The following is a 23,662-nucleotide window of genomic DNA, read 5'->3' on the forward strand; positions in this document are numbered from 1 at the left end:
TATGCCAAATCACTAGTAAACGGAATTTCCAAATTAACATAATCAAAGCTTGTAAGCAACTTGCTTAAAGTTTTTAATATTAACGGTCGGCCCCTCTGTCTATTAATGGCGCAAAGAAAATAGCATTTAAGAATATTTTGTTCGTGCCGTACCAAAAAGCTCTAAAATTTAAGTCTTCAGTAAAACCGATTATACAGCCTTTGCCATAGTGTGAAATGCCGACGACGGAACTTCCCCCTACTTTATCTAGATTCGGCTTAGATATGTAACCACTTAGAAGTGGAGCTTCTGTAAAACTTATAGGATTGGCAAATGGATTATTTGAAGGGTTTAAAAACAGTCTGTTCCTTTTAAATACGGGTACGTTCTCATTTTCATAACCATAAAGTAATGGGTGAGTCAGATCAACTTTTGTGTTGAAAATTGCGCCGCCAATCTGTTGGGCTCCTTTATACCTCTCCATCTTCGCATAAGAGAGTGAACCCTCTGGCTTTTCATTATCAGAAGGCTTAAAGTCAAACTTGCCTAAGCCTAAACCTGCGAGGTATGAAAGTGATTTTTCCGTTGCGATGATTGTTCCGCCGGCTTTAATCCAGGATTTTAAATTTTCTATAGTAGTATTATTCAGTTCGCTATAGGTGCCGTCAGGCATGATTAAAGTATTATAGCTATTAAGATTTACTCTATTAAAATGGTCTTTATCAATTAGACTAACCGGTATTTCAAACCTTTTGTCAAGAAGGTGCCATATTTCTCCAGCATCATAGCTACTTATTCCACTGCCAATTAGCATGGCTATTTTGGGTTTGTGGATAGTTTCAAAAGATGGACTGCCCAGGCTTACACCATTAAAATTTAATCCTGAATGAACGGCATGAATGTTTATTCCTTCTTCTGAGGCGATTTGCTCTAACTGACCGTAAATGATACTGGAGGATATGTTTTGTAGCGTTACAGGAATGAAAATGGCCCCTCTTTTGAAATCGTAGCTGCTGGTACTGAAAAAATCAGTGGCAACTTTTAAATTATATCCTTTGTTAAGGAGTTTGTATAATATCTTTGGTGAGTAGTAGTCGGTCCATTCAAAAATATAACCGTATTCAGAAACACCACCAATGATGCTGCCTTGAGGTTTCTGATCTGGAGAATATTTCTTACCGAGACTGGAGCTGGGAATGTTTTTGTTAACTTCTTCATACTTTACTCCAAAGGCCAGAGGCATGGTCCATGCAGAAACATCATAAAAAAGGCTGTCTTCATAAGAAAGATTCTTTTCGAAAATAGTCTGAATCAAAGTCTGCTGTGGCTGACTAGTGGGGATCACATAGATTTCGTTAGCCTTAAATGAAGTGCCATTGACTTTTCTATCATCCTTGCTATGGTAAACTGCTATATCATGCCTGTTAATAAGCTCAGCCAAATGATAATTTCTATGCTGATCTTTAGAGGCAAATACATATGCTTTAACAGGTGATGTATTTTCTTTAGTATAAAAATTTCTTTGATAGCTGATTAACTCATCTTTTAAAGATAGTGCTGCCTTTAAGGTTGATAAGGTGGTGTTTAAGTGGTTCTTAACGGTGAAAGGGAATTTCAGTACGCCATGCTCAGTGTTTTGTGCATAAGCTCTTGAACTGGCTTGCTCAAATAAAATGCCTATGCCACCTTGAATATCAGGATAAGTTGAGCCCTTGCCGAAATAGAAATCATCGTAATTTTCTTTAGTGTAATACAATGATCCGATACTATCAAGAGCAGAAGCGTGGTACTCTGCAATTTTATGAGTGAGGTTGTAGGTTATTTCAGGGATGAGCGGGTTGTTTCGTGATGGAATGCCTGGTTGAAAGAAAAACGTGGCATTTGAGCCCATTTCATGATGATCAGTAAGTATGTTGGGTTTCCATTTTTGGAAAAGTGCCACTCTCCCTTGAGATTCTGGTTGTTGTGCGGTTAACCAATCTCTATTCAAATCGAACCAGTAGTGATTGGTTCTGCCGTTGGGCCAGGGCTCATTTTGTTCTATATTCTGAGGATCCGGGTTCATGGTGTAACCTGTTCGAGAATTGGTCCAGTTAGCAAATCTTTGGAGGCCGTCAGGGTTAAAGCTAGGATCAAGTATAATTATGGTGTTTTCTAAAAGGCGATTGATTTCTTCCCCTTGCGCCGCTGCTAAATAATAGGCTGCTAATAACGCTGCATTACTGCCGCTGGCCTCATTACCATGAATGCTATAGCCCATGTACACCACCAGTGGAGATTTTTCTGAGCTTTTCCCAAGTGCGTAGTCAACATGCTGGTTTCTTAGTGTCTCAAGATTTTTATGGTTTTCAGGGCTGGTGATAAAGAGAGCCATAAGCGGCCGGTGTTCATTAGATTCACCATAGTTGATGTGAGTAATTCGGTCTGAGCTCTCTGAGAGTAACTGCATGTATTGAACTAACTTATCATGGCTAACATGTTGTTCGCCAACCTCATATCCTATCACCGATTTGGGTGTGGGTACGTGCGTAAGAAAATTTACAGATGGTGAAAAATAGTAATTCAAATCTAAAGATTGCCCGTTGCAAACGATAGCGACTAAAATGGTAACCAAAAGAGTGGAAATTGTTTTCATAAGGTGCTATATTCAGCCTGTCATAAAATGTGAAAGTGCCTTAAAATAAGCGTAATATAAGATTTGGAAATAATTCTTAACATTAACTTAACATTAGAGAAGCTTATTTTTCATTAAGATAAACTTCTCAAGCGAAAGGTAAATCATTATATACTTTATATTTGTGGCGCAAAAATTATTAATGTAATTAATTAATCTATTTTCAAACCAAACAAACAAGGAATGAAGCAATTTTTACGATTGGGAATTACTGTTGTCACTTTACTAGTGATGACGAGCTTTGCTGCCCTGGCCCAAACGGGGACTATCAGCGGTAAGGTTTTGGACGCGGACAACGGTGAGGCCTTAATTGGGGCTAACGTTGTAGTAAAAGGTACCACTAAGGGTTCTACTACAGACCTGGAAGGTAACTTTAAGATTGGTAATGTTAATGCGGGTACAAACACAGTGGTGTTAACTTTTATTGGTTACCAAACTAAGGAAGTGAGTGTGGAGGTGTCCTCAGGTCAAGATGCAAATGTTGGATCAATTCGTTTAGCTACTGATGCAATAGGTCTAGATGAGGTGCAGGTAATCGCATCAATTGCAGTAGATAGAAAAACTCCAGTTGCAGTTTCTACGATCAAGCAGTCTCAGATCGAAGCGAAAATAGGAAGTCAGGAGTTTCCTGAAATCTTAAAATCTACTCCAGGTGTCTATGCCACAAAAACTGGTGGTGGATATGGTGATGGCCGTGTAAACATAAGAGGTTTTAACGATGAGAATGTTGCTGTGTTGATTAATGGTGTTCCCGTTAATGATATGGAAAATGGAAACGTATACTGGTCTAACTGGGCCGGCTTAACGGATGCTGCTAGAAATATTCAGGTGCAAAGAGGGCTTGGAGCTTCTAAAGTTGCAGTACCTTCTATTGGCGGTACAATTAACATAATATCTAAGGCTAGTGATTTTGAAAAAGGGGGTAAATTATATCTTGGAACTGGTAATGACGCTTACAGCAAAATCGGTTTTGGTATCAATACTGGTTTAACCGATAATGGTTGGGCTTTAACTTTATCAGGATCCCGTACGGCCGGAGATGGTTACGTTGATGGAACTGAATTTTTGGGTTTTGCGTACTATGCAAACATAGCAAAAAAGATTAACGACCAGCATGAAGTTACTTTCACAGCAATTGGTACTCAGCAGCGTCATGGTCAAAGAACAAGCTCTAGAACAATAGAGACATATGAGGAAGCGCCAAGTGGAATTAAATATAATCCTGATTGGGGATATAAAGATGGCCAAGTTGTTTCTGTTGAGGATAATTTCTATCATAAACCTCAATTATCTCTTAATCACTATTGGACCATGAGTGACAGAGCTGAGTTATCTACTGCAGTGTATGCTTCATTTGGAACTGGTGGTGGTGGTGGTACTGGTGGGAACCTTGATAAAAGTGTTACTACTGGTGGAGCTTATGATCCCATCGATTTAGATTATTTTGTTGAGCAAAATCAGGCTATTGCTGACGGTAATGCAGATTCATGGTTGCGCTCTTCTAACAATGACCATAAGTGGTATGGTGTTTTATCATCTTTAAACTACGATCTTACACCTGATTTGAAGTTATTAGGTGGACTTGACTTGAGGTATTACAGAGGATCACACTATTATGAGGTTACAGATTTATTAGGAGCAGATTATATTTTGAACAATGATGATATCAACAATCCTAATAGAGCTCTAAAAGAAGGAGATAAGTACAACTACAACTATGACGGTATAGTATGGTGGGAAGGAGCTTTTGCTCAAGTTGAATACACTAAAGATGCTCTTTCTGCGTTCTTATCAGTTTCTGCATCAAACACGTCTTATTCAAGAGCTGAATATTTTAAAGCAACCCCTGAAAATGAGGAATCTGAAACAGTTAACTTTTTTGGATATCAGATTAAAGGTGGCGCAAATTATAATCTAACTAAAAATCACAATGTTTTTGCTAATGTTGGATATTTCGAGAAGGCTCCATTCTTTCGAAATGTATTCTTGAGCAGAACTTCAAATGATGCTAATACGAATGCGGTTAATGAAAAGATTTTTAGTGCTGAATTAGGTTATGGGTATCGTAGCTCTAATTTCACAGCTAATATTAATGTTTACAGAACAAAGTGGATAGATAAGGCGGAAGCAAGGACTATACCTGTGGGTGATCAAATCTATTACTTAAACATCACTGGTATTGACGCACTGCACCAAGGGGTGGAGGTTGATGCTGCATATTCTTTGACTAAAAACTTCCAATTAACTGGTATGTTATCACTAGGTGACTGGAGATGGTTAAATAATGTAGAAAATGCTACTGTGCAAGATGAAGATGGTCAGCAACTTGGTGATCCTATAAATATCTATATCAAAGATTTGAAAGTTGGTGATGCTGCTCAGACAACTGCAGCCCTTGGTTTTAGATATACTTTTATTAAGGACTTTACTATTGGAATGGACTATAATTATTATGATAACCTTTATGCATCTTTTAGCCCTGTAGCGAGAACGAGCGAAAATGTAACAGATGCTTGGGAGGTTCCTGCCTATGGACTTTTTGACGCAATTGTTACTTACAAATTTGAATTGGGTAGCATGGATGCTTCATTGTTTGGTAATGTTTATAACATAGCAAATACAAAGTATATTGCTGATGCTAATGACAATGGTAATGCATTTAATTCTACTGTATATTACGGATTTGGTAGAACTTGGAATTTAGGTCTTAAAATTAATTTTTAATCTATAAGATAAGCTAGAAATGAAAAGATTTAACATAATATTCGGTTTATCATTCTTGTCATTAGCTTTAATGACGGCTTGTGACCCTTTAGAAGAGGAAATTGATCAGATTGAAGCTGAATCTTCAATCAATAAAGAGTTGACCATTACACTAACTGAAGATGACTACGCATTGCTTGAGGATTTTAAAGTTGGTACATATAATAATTTTTCATCTGAGGATGAAGCGAAGCAATATGTTCCTTACATTTTAGAAGAATTGTATCCTCAACTTGGTAATGGCTCATCAATAACGGTAAAATACAATCTTTATAGAGGAAGTTCTGAGTCGGTTTCACAGTATACTGGAGCTGATAATTATCAATTGACGAAGGAAGATTATGAAGGTATTTCAACTGATGCTGGCAAGTATGAATATTTGAATGATCAATATCCAGCTAAAAATTATATTCCATCGATATTGTCAGATACATTAAAGGATGCGGAAGATGGGGAATTAGTGGCAGTTAACTATTCCTATTCATCCACTGCATATGGTCAGACTACTAGTGTCTATTCAGAAAACTTTAATGATGCGGCTAGCTTTAATCCATTTGCCGCAGTCTCAGTAACAGGAGATCAAGAGTGGGAATGGAGCTCTTATTCAGGAGATGGTTTTGCTAAAATTAGCGGTTTTGCTGGCAGTGCAAATGAAAATTTTGATTATTTGATTACACCCGCTATTGATCTTAGTGGTTTTGCAGGTGGTAACCTAACTGTTAATCATGCTATCAACTACCGTACTTCTGCAGTCTTCGGAGAGGATATCGCAGTGTTAATTTCTACAGATTATGGTGTTGTAGGTGAGCCTACATGGACTTCGCTAGAATTTGACACATGGCCTGCAGGAAATAATTGGACATTTGTTGATTCAAAGGTTGATATTAGTGATTATGCTGGAGAGACAGTTTATTTAGCATTTAAGTATACCTCCACATCATCTGATGCCGCTACATGGGAAGTTAGCTCTATTCTAATTGGTGAGTCTACGAGTCTTGATTATAAGAACTTATTCTATACTTATAATGCAGAGTCTGGTAAATGGTCAATGGTTGATCAAGATGCGGTTTATTATTTAAACTCTGATGATTATGATGCAATGGGAGCGCCTGGAGCTTATGATAACTTTAGTAGTTCAACACCGGCTGACTCATATATTCCGACATTCTTAACACAGAAGTATCCTTATGCACAGGAAGAGCAAGAAATAGTTGTTGTTTATAAGTATTACTCAAGCTCGTCCGGAGGGTTGCAAACCAGAGGTAACGTCTATACCTTCTTAGAAGGTTCATGGAGTGGGTATGCTAGTGAGATAGAGGCAGAATTGCAATTTGGAAAAGAGAATGGTGTTTGGGTTCCTGATAATACAATAAGGTATACTTTTACGACTGACGATTTTTCAGCAGTGGCAGAGAATGAAGAACTGGGAACAGCTGCAGCTAGAGATAACTTAGCTACTTACGGTAATTTTAGTACATACAACTGGACTTTGGCTGAGATAGATGAAGCTGTTGGGTTTATCTTAAAGAAGAATTTTCCTAATAGTGAAGTAGGACAGAAATACTTGGTTTCTTTCGATAGTTACCCAAGCGGTCTATTGACTACTCATCTTATTCTAAATAGCGAAGGTAATTACGTGCCTGTTAATTAACGTGAGATAACACATCTTAGAAAGGCTGCCCGATAAGGCAGCCTTTCTTATTTAAAGATATAGACAATTTAAAAAATGGTAAAATTTATTTTTTCACTTGAGAATAAGCCGATATGGAGGCGTTTTTCAGCTTTAATTTTATTTTTAGTTGTAATAATAGGTTCTGCTTATTCTCAAATACCAGATAACTACTACATAGGTGCAGAAGGAGAGTCAGGAGAGGAATTGAAGTTAATTCTTCACAACATCATTAGAAATCACAAACGTTTTTCATACAGCCAGGTAAAAGATTTTATATCAGAGGCAGATGCCGATCCTCAAATTCAAGGGAACATATTACTTTTTTATTCAGGCCGATCAATGGACTTCGCGGATATAGGTATTGGTGGGAATGACTGGAACAGAGAGCATATATGGGCCAAATCTCATGGATTCCCAGAGGAATCAGATACGGCCTATACCGATTTTCATCATTTAAGACCCTCTGATGCTTCAGTCAATACGAATAGAAGTAATAAAGACTTTAATAATGTCCCTCACACCGAGGCAAATGAAGAAGGAGAAGCACCAGACACTTATACTAATGATAACTTTTGGGAGCCCAAGGATGAGGTAAAAGGTGATGTCGCAAGAATGCTTTTTTACATGGATGTGAGATACGAAAGTAGTGTATTGGACTTAGAACTTGTCGATAGAATTAGTCACTCAGGCGATCCGGAACTCGGGGTGTTACATACACTATTAGAATGGCATAATCTCGATCCTGTAGACCAAAGCGAAATTGATAGGAATAATGCCGTATTTGAATGGCAGGAGAATAGAAACCCATTTGTGGATCATCCAGAGTGGGTTGCTGCTGTGTATGGAGCGGCTGATGAACCTTTACTGTTGTTAAATACAGACTCATTTAATGCAGATTTTGGCTTAGTGGAAGCCGGTTCATCAAAAACACAAGTATATGCTGTGAATAGCTATGACCTTGAAGGTGATGTCACTGTAACAGTAGAGGCTCCTTTTTCTTTATCATTAGATAATGAAAGCTGGACTAATTCATTGACTATCAATAACGAAGTAGGTGAAGAGCAGATTAACGAAATTTATTTAAGATTCTCCCCTACTGAAGAGGGTGCATTCAGTTCTACAGTGTCACACTCTACTACAGGTGCGGTTACTAGAAGCTTCGAGGTACAAGGTGAAGAAGGTACTATAGAGGTAATGACGATTGCAGAGGCCAGATCAATGCCGCTAGATGCAGTGGTTTATGTGTCAGGTGTGGTAATAGACGCTGGAAATAATAGTGCTAATAATAGGGTAATTTATGACGGAACTGCCGGCATAATGGTGAGAAGTTTTGATGCGGGTAATGAATCAGCCAATTTGAGTCTAGGCGATAGTATTCTGGTTTCAGGTATATTAGACTCTTATAATGAACTTCTTCAGATATCTAAGTCACCAATAACTATTGAGGTTTTAAAGCAAGGTGTTGAATTACCGGAACCTCAGGAGGTAACAATTGCTAATATTGATGAAGATTATGAGTCTGAGCTCGTTTTAATCAAGAATGTGAGATTTGAGGATTCAGGCAATTTTGCTGGAGGAGGTTCAAGTGGTAACTTTACTATTACAGATGGAGTAAATGACTTCACTTTTAGAATTGGTGATAGTAATCACCCTTTAGTAGGTCAACCTATTCCGTCTGGTACATTTGATCTTATTGGTATTATAGGGCAATTCCAAAGTGACTATCAAATATCTCCTAGAACGTCTGATGACTTGATTTTTAATACTTCTGAAGAACCTTTATTGTCACTAAATTTAGATTCTTTTGATACGGATTTTGGAGTAGTAGAGGCTGGCTCCTCCAAGACTCAGGTCTATGCACTATTCGGCTATGATTTAGATGACGACGTAACCGTAACAGTTGAAGCTCCTTTTTCTTTATCATTAGATAATGAAAACTGGACTAATTCATTAAATATTACCAATGAAGAAGGTGATCAGCAGACCAATCAAATTTATTTAAGATTCTCACCTCTTCAAGAAGGTTCTTTTACATCTATGGTATCTCATTCCTCAACGGGAGCGGAGAGTAAAAGCTTTGAGGTAGTAGGAGAAGAGGGAATAATTGAAGTCATGACTATTGCGGAGGCCAGAACACAATCTTTAGATGCTGTTGTTATGGTTTCAGGTGTGGTTATAGATGCAGGAAATAATAATGCTAATAACAGAGTCATCTACGACGGAACCGCGGGCATAATGGTTCGAAGCTTTGATGCAGGAAATGAATCTGCTAATCTGGCTCAAGGTGATAGTATTCTTGTTTCTGGGATATTAGATTCTTATAACAACTTGCTTCAAATTTCTAAATCACCGATAACCATAGAGATTTTAAAGCATAATGTTGCTTTACCAGAGCCTCAGGAGGTGACCATTGCTGAAGTGAATGAGGACTATGAATCAGAGCTGGTACTTATTAAAAATGTAAGCTTTAAAGAAACAGGCGTATTTGCTGGTGGCGGTTCTGACGGTAATTTCACTATTACTGATGGTTCTAATGATATTACTTTTAGAATAGGTGATAGCAATCACCCGCTTGTAGGTGAGAGCATCCCAACTGATAATTTTGATTTAATCGGTATTGTTGGTCAGTTCCAGAATGATTACCAGGTTTCTCCAAGAACGCAGGAGGATTTGATATTCAACGCGGGCCCTGATCCAGGTGATGTAACAGGATTTGATGAACTCATTGAAGCTGGAATTTCTGCTTATCCTAACCCAATCTCTGATGTTTTATACATTGAGTCAACAGGCGGAGCATCATTTGAGTACAAAATCATGACTGTGAATGGAAACATTCTTGTAAATAAAAAAGGTGCAGATGTAGTAGCTGAGAATATTAGCGGCTTTGCATCAGGCTTATACCTATTGACTATTACCTCTGAATCAAAGACTTATACTATAAAAGTCATCAAAGAGTAATAAATAAACAATTTGTTAACAAAAAGGCTACTTCATGTTTTGAGGTAGCCTTTTGTTTTTTCTTCAACTTTCAGCCAACGTGATTGTTAAAATATAAAATGGAGGAAATTGATAAGTACTATGATAGAGAGCTAAGTTGGCTTTCTTTCAATAAGAGAGTTTTAATGGAGGCAGCAGATGAGAATGTGCCTCTCTATGAAAGGGTTAAATTTTTGGCTATCTATTCATCTAATCTTGATGAGTTTTTTAGAGTTCGGGTAGCTTCAATCAGAAGTATTGTTGATATCGATAAGAAAAAGATCAACAAGAAGTTCAATAAAAAATATAATAGCAGTCCTAAGGAGATATTAGAACAAATTCATGAAGAAGTTCATGAGCAGCAGGAAGAATTTGGTAGAATAAAGCGGGAGGTGATTATTCCTGAACTGAAAAAGGAAGGGGTAATTTTCTATCGGGATGAACCAATTATAGAGGCTCATAATGCTCCGGCCGCGCATTATTTTAAGAGTAAGATACTTTCTTATATGCAACCGGTTATTCTTACCAGGCCCAATAGTCAAACACCATATTTAAATAATAAAGAGCTTTATTTTGCCATAATTTTAAAGAATGAGCATGGTGAAATAGAGTATGCTCATTTAAATATTCCGACGAATGAACTCCCAAGGTTTGTAGAGCTGCCTAAAACGGATGGATACTATTATTACATAGCGATAGATGATATTATCAGAGAGAATTTAGATTTTCTTTTCCCTAATTATAAAGTTTTAGGGGCATATTCAGTGAAGCTGAACAGAGATGCAGATTTAAATATAGACGACGAATATTCGGGAAATCTGGTAAAGAAAATTCGAAAGCAAATAGAAAAGAGGAATCTTGGGGTGCCTAGTCGTTTTCTTTATGATAGTGATATGCCGAAGGAGCTACTTCAGTTTCTAAAGGATAAGTTTGAATTAGACGACGATGATGTGGTGGCAGGAGGTAAATACCACAATATGCATGACCTGTTTCAGCTGCCAAATCCATTAAAGCCAAAGCTGGAGAATGAACCTTTAGAGACTATAAGAAAGCACCAACTGGAAAACTCAAAATCGATATTTTCTGCTATAGATCAGGGGGATGTGATGCTTCACTTTCCCTACCAGAGCTATGATTATGTGCTGCGGTTATTCAATGAAGCTGCATTAGATCCTGATGTGACTGAAATAAAGGCTACGTTCTACAGAATAGCGGCTAACTCATTCATTAGTAATGCGTTGATTAGTGCTGCCAATAATGGTAAAAAGGTTACTGTATTTGTGGAGATTAAGGCAAGGTTTGATGAAAAAAATAACCTTATCTGGGCTGAAAAGATGGAGCAAGCTGGAATTACTATAATCTATAGCATACCAGGATTAAAAGTGCATGCCAAGGTAGCTCTGATTACCAAGAAAAATAAAGAGGGTGAAAGCGTGAATTATGGTTATTTTAGCACCGGGAATTTTAATGAAAAAACGGCTGAAATATACGCTGATGAAGCGCTTCTCTCTAAAAATGAGTCACTTACCAATGAGCTGAATAACGTATTTTCTTATCTGAAGTCGCAAGAGGAGATCCCTGAATTTAAAGAACTATTAGTAGCTCAATTCAATATCACTGACCGCTTTAAGTCTCTGGTAGATCAGGAAATTGAAAATGTACAGGCGGGTAAGAAAGGTCATATTATCCTTAAACTCAATAACCTACAGGATCATATCATGATTGATAAGCTGTATGAAGCTAGTCAGGCGGGGGTGAAAGTTGAGTTAATAGTTAGAGCGATCTGCTGTATTAGAGCTGGAGTGCCCGGCCTTAGTGAGAATATTACCGTAAGACGAATTGTAGATAGGTATTTAGAGCATTCCAGATGCTTCTATTTCTACAATAATGGAAATGATCTTCTTTATCAAGGTTCTGCTGACTGGATGAAAAGGAATCTCTACAGAAGAATTGAGGTGGTATTCCCAATATTAGATCCACTATTAAAGTCGGAGATAATGAAATTATTAGATATTCAGCTAAAGGATAATGTAAAAGCCTGTTTGTTAGACAGTAATCTAAATAACGTGAGAATAAACGACCATCAACCGAAAGTACACGCTCAGGTAGATTTTCACAGGTGGTTAGAGAAGAAGGAGACTAGTGTTTAACTGGGAAAAATACTAAGGCAATGATGAATGCTATTACAGCAGTGCTAAAGCCAAACATAAAGACGTTATAAGACTTTCTGAGCATTTTGTACTTCTTGCCAAGTACAATGCCCAGGAAGTAAATATCTTTGATCATGCTGCCGTATAGAAAGTCTGAATCATTCATCATTTCCTTCATACCCCACATGTAATTGTCGAGCTCCATGCCGTGGAAATTGCCGAAAAACAAAAGGTTAGTTTTTCTCTGCTCTATATCTTCACGCGTAAATGTTCCTGAGGAAATATTCGGTCTGGTGGCCAAAACGGCAAAAACGATAGTGGTTAAACATACTCCAACTAATATCATTCCAGGGACGATTAGGTTAGGGTAGTCCTCAAATTTTCTGAACAGTACGGAAACCAATACAGACAGAATAATGGAGTTAATAGAGATCATGATGTTGGCCTTGTTATCAGCCATCCCACTGAGTGTAAGGTGATTTTTAGAGGTAATCCTAAACATGGTTTCAATACCTCTATCTGGTTTTTTTACTTTAACCTCTTTATCGCCTTTATCTTTTTTTCCATTCTTATCCTTTTTGCCGCCTTTTTCCTTTTCCTTGGTCTTTCCTTTGAGCTTGTTTAGTTTATCTTCCAATTTCTTTATTTCCTCGTCTTTATAATCTGCGCAATTTGCTTTTAACCACTTTCGGTTTTCCTGTTTACGTTTTTCCAGCACGTTTGTGCCATATTCCGTAAAATATTTATGCTTATCTAAAAATTCGAGGGTTCGAATGTACCAGTCATTAGGAGCGAAGTTAACATCGTGAACGGCGTGTAACTCTTTTCGTAAGTCCTCTGTGCGGTTTTTAAACTCCTTGGTGGATAGATGATAAAGGTCGGAATCACATAAAATTTGAGCGGCTAAACAGTCAGGGCTTTGAGGCATTTCTGTGGCATTGATATAGGATTTCACCCTCTCAATATCCTCAGTGCTTACACCCCATTCAGCAAGTTTATCGGCCATTATTTTGGAGCCGTTCATTTCATGACGCTCCTTACCCTGAGTATAACCTACATCGTGAAACCAGGCTGCAACAGTAACTAGCTCCGTTTCTTTAGCCGGAAGCTCTGCTCTTTCGCAAAGTTCCCTGGCAGCTTTCACTACATCTCTGGTATGATCCAGGTTATGATAGTGATATCCTTTGGGCAAACTCTTCAGAAGGCTTGTAGCGTACTCTTTTGATTTGCGAATCAGTTCCGTTTCCTCAAACATGGCTTCTAATGTAATAAAAATTAATACGTTATTCCACTCATTTATTTGCCGTCCACATAATCCTGCAGGTACTGGTATTTTGGTGTAAGCTTGCCCTCTTTGGCAATGGTAGCGCGCTCTATTATAGTGTCGGCATCTTCACCTAATAAATACGGTAAAACATTATCTATCAGTTCTCTACCAAAATCTTGAGAAGCATTTCTTGGCAGCTCACATGGTAAGTTATCTACTGCCATCACTGTAATGTTACCTTCGTCATTAAAAGGAGCTTCTATGGCACCCTGGCTAGGCTCATAATCATAGATAGGATCTTCTATGGTGCTTGGTTGTTTGGTAGATGGTATCGAACCTTCGATATCACATGTTATGTCTGCAATTACCTTGATCTTAAATTCAGGGCTGCTAATGTCTTCTCTCTTGAAAAGCTCAGGGCCGCGCGGATCCCAGTAAGCACCAGCTATGAGAAGGTCAGCTACCTCTGCATATTTTAAGAAGTCATTTTCGTAGTTTTCAGGGTTGCTGAAAAACTCATTTCGCACAAACTCCCCACCGTTTTTGGGCTTGTTATAGTCCCTGCCGTTTAGCTGCACAAACACAGGGTGATCAAATTCCTTATGAAGAAACTCTGCCGGAGACACTCTTCTGATGTTCATGCCCATGAGCACTTCCATAGCTCCTTTAGCCACTCTTCCACCACCGGTTAAGGCAATTTTTATTGGAGGAAGATCTACTTTTTCAAACTCAGTTTTTAAATCATCCAAGTCGAAGCATTCGTGAGCTCTTCTGATATTAAAAAGGTTGTACCTCTTACCATAGGTCCAAATGCCATTGTAGGCGCCTACTATGCCAGCATAGCGGCCAAATGCTACTATTCTTTTACCAGTTTTATCGGTAAGTGTTTCGTAATCAATTAGGGTGATATTCTTTTTTAGAATAGTCTGTAAAAGCTCTCGGTTATAAGACTGAGCTTTTATGGTATGGGAAAAGAAGAAGTATGTTTTATCGGCTAAAAGATCTTTAATAGGCACTTCTTTTACACCCATTAAAATGTCACAATCATCAACATTATCAGCTACTGTAACCTGGTTTGTTCTATATTCATCATCTTCAAAACAACGAATTTCACTAGCCTGACAGCGTAGCTCTACATTAAATTTGTCTTTAACTTCTTTGGCCTGAGCAGGCGTAAAGGGTACCCTTCTATCTACAGGTATTTTACCTTCCCGTAGTATACCTATCTTCTTACTTCCCATATTATTATAAACGTTATGGTTTGTTTAAATTGCTAACAAACAAATATAAAATTTCTCCTCCATATTGCAGGGAGATATTAATTAATGTATAAGAAGTGGAGTTTAAAATATCATATATTATTTTAGCAGTGGCCTGGGCTGTTTACTTGTTTATTCATAGTGCCATGGCGTCAGGGAAAGTTTCGTCTTATGCTATGGATAAGTTGGGGATATCTTTCAAATCATACAGAATGACTTATAATGTTATAGCCACGGTTGGCTTGCTTTTTTTGCTGTTCTATAATGCCACTATTTCTTCTCCTAAACTTATTCCGCTTACTAATTTGGTGAAATATATAAGCCTCTTCATGGCTGGTGTTGGTGTAATTATAATCAACGTATCTTTTAGGCAATATAGTGCAAGAGGTTTTCTGGGCTTGCAGGAAGAATCTTATCAGCGCCTACAAACCGGAGGGATTTTAGCTCATATTCGGCACCCGTTATATACAGCAACCATATTGATTGTACTCGGCTATTTTTTATATGATAGTAGACTAGCCAACTTAGTTACAGCTGTTTGTGTGTTGGTATACCTTCCTATCGGAATATATTTTGAAGAGAAGAAGCTGATTAAAACTTATGGAGACGAATATTTAGACTATAAAGAAAGGGTACCATCTCTGATACCCTCTATAAAACTTTTTTTCTAATACTCTTAAGAATCAAAAATGTCTCCTAAAATGGAGCTGGCCTCTTTGCCCTTGTTTTTACCATATGGTGAAATGGCCTGTACCAGTTTTCTTATTGGCATAGATTGAAGGTATACTTTTCCAGTACCTCTAAGGGTAGCCAGGAATATGCCTTCTCCGCCAAATATCATAGATCTTAATCCACCAGCAGACTCCACGCTAAAGTCAACGCTAGATTCAAAGGCCACTACACAGCCCGTATCTACTCTTAGCGTCTCATTGTTGAGTTGTTTTCTATTACTGTTCCGCCGGCATGAACAAAAGCTTTACCATCTCCCCTTAATCTTTCCAGTATAAAACCTTCACCGCCTACCAAGCCAGATCCAAGCCTTTTGTTAAAAGTGATGGATACTTCTGTACCTAATGCTGCACATAGGAAACCATCTTTTTGTACAATCAGCTCATTGTTTAATGTGCTGCTAAGGTCTATCGGAATAATTGTGCCTGGATAAGGTGCCGCAAATGCCGCTTTGGCTTTCTTCATTCCTCTATTAGTAAAATGAGTCATGAATAGAGATTCGCCTGTTAACATTCGCGTGCCAGCAGATACCAGTTTTCCTAAAAGACCCTGGCTCGGCTTTGATCCATCGCCCATCTTTGTCTCAAAGCTTATACCTTCTTCCATGTACAACATGGCTCCGGCTTCAGCGATTACTGTTTCATTAGGATCAAGCTCTACTTCAACTATTTGTATGCTTTCCCCTTTGATCTCAAAATCTATTTCATGTGAATTCATGGCTATTCTTCTTCGTCTTTAGAGTTCTTATATTTCTTGTAGTCGTCCCTGTCTACCAGTTTTTTGTCTTCTACATTTTTATTTAAGAACTCATTTATCTTATCGATATTATAATTCGTCTGAATTTCACCGAAAGAATCTATTCGAATGTCAAAGCCCTCTAAATCAGGGTTTACTTTGGGTTTTTCCTGTTTTCTTTTGTCGTTAGTTGATCCTTTCTTTGCCATGACCATATTGTTTAGTTTTACTCTTTTACCGGTAAAACTTCAATGGCCTTCTGAATTCGATTTGATACATTTTTTGCGCCTACAATTTCTATGATTTCCATCAAATCCGGACCGCCACCTTTACCGGTGATTGCTAGCCTTACAGACTGCATTACTTGTCCTATTTTAACGCCTTTTTCCTCTAATATGTTATTTAATATTTCTTTGGCCGATTCAGCTGTTAATGTATCTGCTTTCAGAACTTCTTCTTTATAACTGCTCAATACGTCCACAGCGGTGGCGTCCCATTTTTTTCTGGCTACCTTTTCATCATACTCCGTAGGTGCCTCAAAGAAGAATTTACCTTCAGTCCAGATCTCCTGAGGGAAGGTTACTCTTTCCTTCATAGCATTACAAACCTTTTCCACATTGGCTGGATCATAAGCCACATTGTTTTCTTCGAGAGAGGCTATAAGGTGTTTGCCAAGTTCTTGATTAGACTTCGACTTAATGTATTGCTGGTTAAACCACTTGGCCTTTTCAATGTCAAATTTAGTTCCGGCCTTACCTATGCGCTCAATGGTGAAAGCATCAATTAGCTCATCGAAAGAGAATATCTCCTGTTCTGTACCAGGGTTCCAGCCTAAGAATACAAGGAAATTTAAGAATGCATCTGGTAAATAACCAGCCTCCCTGAAACCGCTGAAGGTTTCTGGTTGTCCATCCTTGCCTGGAAATACTCCATTGATAGGGAATACAGGGAAGCCTAGTTTATCACCATCTCTCTTACTCAATTTTCCATTGCCATCGGGCTTTAAAAGAAGCGGTAAGTGAGCAAATTGAGGCATAGTATCTTCCCAGCCTAAAAATTTATATAATAGCACATGAAGTGGTGCAGAAGGAAGCCATTCTTCACCTCTGATTACATGTGTAATTTTCATTAAATGATCATCCACCACGTTAGCCAGGTGATAGGTAGGCATACCGTCAGATTTCATTAGTACTTTATCATCAATGGCAGATGAGTGTACCATTACCCAGCCGCGCACCATGTCATTGAGTCTAATCTCCTCTTTATGAGGCACTTTCAAACGGATGACATACGGTTCGCCAGATGCTATTTTTTCTTTCACCTCATCTTCAGAGAGGGTCAAAGAGTTTTTCATCTGCATTCTGGTGATGGCGTTATACTGTGGAGTAGCTACTCTTGCTGCTTTCAAGCGTTCCCTCATGGCATCAAGCTCTTCTGGAGTATCAAAAGCATAGTAGGCGTTACCTTCATCAATTAATTTCTGAGCATATTCGGCATACATGTCCTTTCTTTCAGATTGTCTGTAAGGACCATATTCACCACCGGCATATGGGCTTTCGTCGGCGATTATACCTATCCATTCAAGGGCATCTTTTATATATTCTTCAGCGCCTGGCACAAACCTGGTTTGGTCTGTATCCTCTATGCGAAGAATCATTTTGCCATTGTTCTTTTTTGCAAATAAATAATTGTAGATAGCGGTTCTTACTCCTCCAATATGAAGTGCTCCTGTGGGGCTGGGAGCGAACCTAACGCGTACTTCTCTGTCCATTTTAAGTTTATGATTTCTGGTCGCAAAAGTACAAAAACTTAAGAAAGGATAACAATTAAGCCGTTTGCTTTAAAACCTGATTTAGCACTCGCCGGCTCATATTTATTTGTTTGTTAAAATTTAATATGGTTACGCCGTAATTAGCAAGGCAGGCTCCAAAGGCAACAGCCGCATAATCATATTCTTTTTTATGTATAACAAAGAAACAGCCGACCAGTAAAGTGAAGAGTGTCCAAAATGAGAGAAACATAAAGGAGCTAAAAAACAGGTTATATTTTACGAAAACTATGCAGCCTCTGCTGGAGGCTTCAATCTTTCCTGTAATAAGCGGGAGGTAGTTTTGTGGGTAGTCGATTTTGCGTGATATCCTGAATATATCAGGATGCACGGTGCCGTTGAATAATATTTGATCATTACTCTTCTCAGGCGTGAGCGAAATGGGCTGGGTTACTGATCTTATGGTGCTAACCACTTGCTCTGCCCTAAAGGGCAAAACAAGTGTTTCGCTTTTGTAAGGTATTAAAGTCATTTCACTGCTATGCAGGATATTTCAACATTCACATTCTTAGGCAGGCAACTCACCTCTACAGTTTCTCTGGCAGGAGGACTAGTAAGAAAGTACTTGCCATAGACAGCATTTACCAACTGAAAGTTATTCATGTTATTCACAAAAATGCTGCACTTTACTACATGATCGAAAGAGAGCCCGGCTTCACTTAAAATATATCCGATATTTTTCATTACCTGCTCAGTTTCAACTTCAATGTTTTCGGTGATCAGGTCGCCATTCTCTGCGTTAAGAGCTATTTGCCCTGACACATATAAAGTATCTTTTATCATAACAGCCTGGCTATAAGGACCAATAGGAGCCGGAGCTTTGCTGCTGTTTATTATTGTTTTGCTCATAATATCGGTTTATCTGTGATTTCTTATTTTTGTTTAAAACTGCAAAATATGAATATATTAATCATAGGTAACGAGGAAAATTTTAATGAACTGACATCCAAGTTCAAAGACCTACATACCTATACCAATATAAATGACGTAGAAAATCCTGATCTAAGCGATTACGATGCCATCTTCGATTTCAAAGTAGATGAAACACCAGAACGCTTTGATATATATAAATACGAAACTAAGGCTGTAATATTTCTGAATACGGTAAAAATGTCGCTCTCAGAATTAATTTTTGTATACGGAAAGCCAGAAGGTCGTGTTTTTGGTTTTGCAGGTTTACCTGGTTTTCTAGATAGAGAGGTGATGGAAATTACATCTCTTGAAAAAGACAAAGCTGAGGTTGAGAGTTTCTGTCAACAACTTGGCACTGAAGCTCAGTGGGTGGCAGACCGTGTGGGGATGGTAACGCCGAGGGTTATTTTGATGATTATCAATGAGGCGTTCTATACTGTGCAGGAAAAAACAGCCAGCAGAGAAGATATTGACTTAGGCATGAAGTTAGGGACTAATTACCCTTTTGGGCCTTTCGAATGGGCAGAAAAAATAGGTATTCAAGATGTGTATGAAACCCTGGAAGCTTTATATGATGATACAAAAGACGAAAGGTATAAAATATGTCCTTTGTTAAAGAAAGAATATATGCTGGCCTAAGCCAGCATATATATTATTTTTATTCTACAGTAACTGATTTAGCCAGGTTTCTTGGCTGATCTACGTTACAGCCTCTCATAACAGCAATGTGATATGATAAAAGCTGTAAAGGAATTACCGATACCATAGGCATCAGTGCTTCATCAGTTTTTGGAACTTCTATTACAAACTCGGCCATTTGAGGTATAAGTGCATCTCCCTCAGTTACCACAGCGATAACTTTACCTTTACGAGCCTTCACTTCTTGAATATTAGAAACTACTTTATCGTAAGAGCTATCTCTGGTAGCAATAAATACTACCGGCATCTCCTCATCTATCAAGGCAATAGGTCCGTGCTTCATCTCTGCTGCAGGATAACCCTCAGCATGGATGTAGCTGATCTCTTTTAGCTTTAAAGCACCTTCAAGAGCTACAGGGAAGTTATACCCTCTACCTAGATATAAGAAGTTTCTGGCATCTTTGAAAAGCTCAGAAATTTCTTTAATCTGACTATCTAGTTTTAAGGCCTTCTCTACTTTAGCAGGAATGTTTTCAAGCTCTACAAGTAGCTCTCTAAATCTTCTGTCAGTAATAGTACCTTTTTGATGTGCCACACGAAGTGCAATCATATTAAGCACAGTAAGCTGAGCTGTAAATGCCTTGGTACTAGCTACACCAATTTCTGGTCCGGCGTGAGTATAGGCTCCTTCATGAGAAACTCTTGAAATAGATGATCCTACCACATTACAAACACCAAAGATGATGGCTCCTTTAGACTTGGCAAGTTCAATTGCTGCAAGTGTATCCGCAGTTTCTCCTGATTGAGAAATGGCGAAAACTACATCACCTTCTTTTATTACCGGGTTTCTATATCTGAATTCCGATGCATATTCTACCTCTACTGGTATTCTGCAATATTCTTCTATGAAGTATTCGGCCACTAGTCCAGCATGCCATGATGTACCACATGCTACTATGATGATACGCTCCGCATTCACTAGTTTGTTGGCGTATTCTCTAATACCACCTAAGACTAATCTGCCATCTTTTGCGCTTAACCTGCCACGCATACAGTCACCGATAGACTTAGGCTGTTCGAAAATCTCTTTAAGCATAAAGTGCTCATACCCACCTTTTTCAATGGCTTCTAATTCCATGTCTAAAGTTTGGATATATGGAGTACTTGATACGTCCTGAGTATTTTTAAGCGAAAGCTCGTTGTTATCGATAACAGCTATTTCATAATCATTTAAGTACACGACTTCGTTAGTATACTCAATGATTGGTGTAGCATCAGAAGCCAGGAAGAATTCATCTTTACCTACTCCGATTACTAATGGACTTCCCTTTCTTGCTGCAATAAGCATGTCTGGGTTGTCTTTAGACATGATAACAATAGCATAAGCCCCAACTACTTTGGTAAGAGCTAATCTCACTGCTTCTACTAGAGAGCAGTTATTGTTTACTTGAATGTCTTCAATGAAATGAATGAAAACTTCTGAATCAGTGTCACTTAAAAACTTGTGACCTTTGTTCATTAACTCTTGTTTTAAAGAGCTATAGTTTTCAATAATACCATTGTGAATAATGGCAAGGTTCTTAGAGTGAGAATAGTGAGGGTGAGCATTGGCATCATTAGGTTCACCGTGAGTGGCCCATCTGGTGTGTCCTATACCTATTGTGCTATCTAGCTTATCTTTTTCCAGAGTTTCCTCCAGATCAATAACACGACCCTTCTTTTTATATATATTCAAACCGTCATTTAATAATGCAATACCTGCACTATCATATCCACGGTATTCTAACCTCTTAAGTCCTTTTATAATTACTTCATGGGCTTTTCTGGACCCCACATATGCAACGATTCCACACATGATCTAATTGGTTTTAGTGTTTTACTGGCTAACGTCTGGTTTTGTATAGTAAAGATGAAGGCTAACATCATCTTTGCTTACAACAAATCTACGAAGATTAGTAGTAAGGTTACTAGGAACAATAACTACTTGATCATAGTCTACTAGATTCAGGTCTAAATCTCTCAAATAGCGGGGTATGTCAGCAACATATCCTCTCAACTCAGCATCATAAATGGCTACCAAAGGTTGTGAAGGTGACAGAGAATGTCCGATAGCAGAGGCACTGTAATTACCCTGAGCTAGTTTATCTGGGCTAGTAAGATAGAAAGATAACTGGCTTGGAGCATCATAATTATTAAGATCTATGATATTCTTAATAATTATCTGAGCACGTTGTATTACTGCGTTTTTCGCTGTATCAGATTCTGTGAAATTTCTAAGATATGAAAGGTCTATTACTGGCAGAATTCCTGTTCCGCCCTGAGCATAAACATATTCGTCATCAATAACTGGAGTATAAAATGAGTTGATCTCAAATGAGGACCCTGACCAACCCTGGTTTTTATTTGGGGTATAGTTATTATATGAGCGAGCAGTGCTAAATGCAAACCTTAATACTTTAGTTTGTTTATTTCCGGCAGTATCTAGTTCACTATAGTAAAATTTCATTCCTGAAAATGATGAAATTTCAAATGAAGGAATACTATTGCCTGATGTGCTGGAAAAAGCAAGACCTTTGAAGTAGTCAATGTATTGATCAACCGAATCTCCAAAAATATCATCTTCACTTTTAATCCTATCAAAGAAAGATTGTCCAAAGCTATTGTCTAGCTTTATTTGCTTCATGTAGATGTATCGCTCGTCAGTATCGTAGTAATTCGCTTTTATTGTAGAGTCAGCTGGAATATCTTCATCTAAGGTAGTTTCCCCAAATAGAAGGTTTACTGAATCAGATACAAAGTTAAATGTTGCTTGCCCTAATTTTTCTCCAATAGCTTGTTCCGAAGCGGAGGAAAAGTAGATAGCTTCCTCATCCCCGTCTACTAATTCTATAGATTCTTCAATACGGTATACTTCAACATTAACGGGAGCATCATTAGGCCCATAGAGCCCATTTACTCTTAGCTCTACTACTAATGAATCGAAGGTTGCAGATTCGTCAAAGCTGGCTCCTGGATTTAGTGCAGGTAGTGATACCTCAGAATAGTTTTTGGCTTCAATGTGACCAAAATATGGGTCATTGGCTTGGCCTACTGATATTATTGATTTTCCTCTGGTGTTTAAACTATCAACCCATATGGTAGATAACTGATCGTTAAGAGGAAGTTCTGCAAAAAAAATCCCCAAATTATTATCGGGGGGGAGTCCTACAGTAGAAAGGTCTTCTTCGCATGAAAAAAATAGGAGGGCTGAAAGTAACATCAGCCCTCTGGTTCTAGCCCACAAGTTCATTATATAAGTTATAATAAGAGTCCGTAAAATTTTCGTCTTGTTCTATTGTCTCAATTTTCTTTTCTTCGGTTTTATCAAACAAGTTGCTCAGAGACTCATCTTCTTCCGTTTGAATAACAGCATCAGAGAATTCCATTGCTAGTTTAATAAATCCATAATAATCTGCAGACTGTAAGTTAGCTAACATGCTATCTTCAATGTCCATCATTTTTACTTTGTCTAGCAGATCATTGTTAAACTTATGTTTGAAGCTGTTGTTGTAAACCGAAAATACAGTTTTCGCGTCTTTGAACAACGGATCATTTTTATAAGTTGTTTTCAAATATAGAGGAATTAAGCTTGTCATCCAGTCATTGCAATGAACAATGTCAGGAGTCCAGCCTAGTTTCCTTACGGTCTCTATAACGCCTTTACAGAAAAATATTGCCCTCTCATCATTATCCTCATAGAAATTATTTTCTTTATCATGGAAAACATATTTTCTGTGGAAATAATCTTCATTATCAATAAAGTATACCTGAAGTTTAGCATTAGGTATAGATGCAACTTTGATAATTAAAGGTTTCTCTTCGTCACCAACAGCAATGTTGATTCCTGAAAGTCGTACAACCTCGTGCAGGCGATTTTTTCTTTCATTTATCAATCCGAACCTCGGAACCAGAATTCTGATTTCCATCCCTTTCTCTTGCATAGCCTGTGGTAATTTCCTTACAAACTCAGCTACTTCTGATGTTTTTAAGAAAGGATTGATTTCACTGGCTACATAAAGAATACGAAGTTTTGACATATG

The 23,662-nt window shown here is 38.1% G+C and carries 16 protein-coding genes and 1 pseudogene; 6 read left to right on the plus strand and 11 right to left on the minus strand.

The features are described 5' to 3' along the window. Nucleotides 1–79 precede the first annotated feature (79 nt). Complete coding sequence (locus LVD16_RS05970) at nt 80–2,614, minus strand: M14 family metallopeptidase (protein WP_233773011.1); 2,535 nt, start codon at nt 2,612–2,614, stop codon at nt 80–82. Between the two features lie 222 nt (nt 2,615–2,836). Here LVD16_RS05970 and LVD16_RS05975 point away from each other — a divergent pair, with 222 nt between their 5' ends. The 4 genes from LVD16_RS05975 (at nt 2,837) to ppk1 (ending at nt 12,214) form a co-directional block, all read left to right on the plus strand. Further along, entirely contained in the window at nt 2,837–5,377 is a 2,541-nt protein-coding gene (locus LVD16_RS05975) for a TonB-dependent receptor (protein ID WP_233773012.1), read from the plus strand. 19 nt (nt 5,378–5,396) lie between these two features. Then, nucleotides 5,397–7,067, plus strand: coding sequence for a choice-of-anchor J domain-containing protein (locus LVD16_RS05980; protein WP_233773013.1), 1,671 nt, complete (start codon nt 5,397–5,399; stop codon nt 7,065–7,067). 75 nt (nt 7,068–7,142) lie between these two features. Next, nucleotides 7,143–10,046 carry an endonuclease gene (locus tag LVD16_RS05985; protein ID WP_233773014.1) on the plus strand — a complete coding sequence of 968 codons (2,904 nt, stop codon included), beginning with the start codon at nt 7,143–7,145 and terminating at the stop codon, nt 10,044–10,046. A gap of 98 nt (nt 10,047–10,144) precedes the next feature. Continuing rightward, entirely contained in the window at nt 10,145–12,214 is a 2,070-nt protein-coding gene (gene ppk1 / locus LVD16_RS05990; protein ID WP_233773015.1) for a polyphosphate kinase 1, read from the plus strand. Here ppk1 and LVD16_RS05995 read toward each other — a convergent pair. After that, complete coding sequence (locus LVD16_RS05995; protein WP_233773016.1) at nt 12,204–13,469, minus strand: Pycsar system effector family protein; 1,266 nt, start codon at nt 13,467–13,469, stop codon at nt 12,204–12,206. The genes ppk1 and LVD16_RS05995 overlap by 11 nt on opposite strands. A 41-nt stretch (nt 13,470–13,510) precedes the next feature. Beyond that, a complete protein-coding gene (locus tag LVD16_RS06000; protein WP_233773017.1) occupies nt 13,511–14,722 on the minus strand; it encodes an NAD(P)-dependent oxidoreductase in 1,212 nt (403 codons plus the stop codon). Nucleotides 14,723–14,817: 95 nt separating this feature from the next. Between LVD16_RS06000 and LVD16_RS06005 the strand changes: the two genes are divergently transcribed. Continuing rightward, nucleotides 14,818–15,411: a methyltransferase family protein gene (locus tag LVD16_RS06005; protein ID WP_233773018.1), complete on the plus strand. Its 594-nt coding sequence runs from the start codon at nt 14,818–14,820 to the stop codon at nt 15,409–15,411. Nucleotides 15,412–15,416: 5 nt separating this feature from the next. On the opposite strand, the pseudogene LVD16_RS06010 reads toward LVD16_RS06005, so the two are convergent. From LVD16_RS06010 to LVD16_RS06030, 5 genes and pseudogenes are all read right to left on the minus strand, one after another. Beyond that, nucleotides 15,417–16,186 (minus strand): annotated as a pseudogene (locus LVD16_RS06010) (TIGR00266 family protein). A gap of 2 nt (nt 16,187–16,188) precedes the next feature. Next, complete coding sequence (locus tag LVD16_RS06015; RefSeq protein WP_233773019.1) at nt 16,189–16,413, minus strand: hypothetical protein; 225 nt, start codon at nt 16,411–16,413, stop codon at nt 16,189–16,191. A gap of 17 nt (nt 16,414–16,430) precedes the next feature. Then, a complete protein-coding gene (gene gltX, locus LVD16_RS06020) occupies nt 16,431–17,975 on the minus strand; it encodes a glutamate--tRNA ligase (protein ID WP_233773020.1) in 1,545 nt (514 codons plus the stop codon). A 55-nt stretch (nt 17,976–18,030) separates the two neighbouring features. Continuing rightward, nucleotides 18,031–18,504 carry a hypothetical protein gene (locus tag LVD16_RS06025; protein ID WP_233773021.1) on the minus strand — a complete coding sequence of 158 codons (474 nt, stop codon included), beginning with the start codon at nt 18,502–18,504 and terminating at the stop codon, nt 18,031–18,033. Then, complete coding sequence (locus tag LVD16_RS06030) at nt 18,501–18,881, minus strand: RidA family protein (RefSeq protein ID WP_233773022.1); 381 nt, start codon at nt 18,879–18,881, stop codon at nt 18,501–18,503. Before LVD16_RS06030 ends, LVD16_RS06025 begins: the two co-directional genes overlap by 4 nt. Before the next feature lie 48 nt (nt 18,882–18,929). Here LVD16_RS06030 and LVD16_RS06035 point away from each other — a divergent pair, with 48 nt between their 5' ends. Further along, nucleotides 18,930–19,583 (plus strand): 3-hydroxyacyl-CoA dehydrogenase family protein, encoded by a 654-nt coding sequence (locus tag LVD16_RS06035; protein ID WP_233773023.1) that lies wholly within the window; start codon nt 18,930–18,932, stop codon nt 19,581–19,583. Nucleotides 19,584–19,602: 19 nt separating this feature from the next. Here the strand turns inward: LVD16_RS06035 and glmS are convergent, their stop codons facing one another. From glmS to LVD16_RS06050, 3 genes are read right to left on the minus strand one after another with little or no spacing between them, the layout of a single operon-like run. Beyond that, nucleotides 19,603–21,438 carry a glutamine--fructose-6-phosphate transaminase (isomerizing) gene (gene glmS / locus LVD16_RS06040; RefSeq protein WP_233773024.1) on the minus strand — a complete coding sequence of 612 codons (1,836 nt, stop codon included), beginning with the start codon at nt 21,436–21,438 and terminating at the stop codon, nt 19,603–19,605. Between the two features lie 21 nt (nt 21,439–21,459). Next, the gene (locus LVD16_RS06045; protein ID WP_233773025.1) at nt 21,460–22,842 is read right to left on the minus strand and encodes a DUF4270 family protein; all 1,383 of its coding nucleotides are present in this window, start codon (nt 22,840–22,842) and stop codon (nt 21,460–21,462) included. A 13-nt stretch (nt 22,843–22,855) separates the two neighbouring features. Further along, entirely contained in the window at nt 22,856–23,659 is an 804-nt protein-coding gene (locus LVD16_RS06050) for a glycogen/starch synthase (RefSeq protein WP_233773026.1), read from the minus strand. Nucleotides 23,660–23,662 lie beyond the last annotated feature (3 nt).

Source organism: Fulvivirga ligni (genome assembly GCF_021389935.1).
Lineage (GTDB): Bacteria > Bacteroidota > Bacteroidia > Cytophagales > Cyclobacteriaceae > Fulvivirga > Fulvivirga ligni.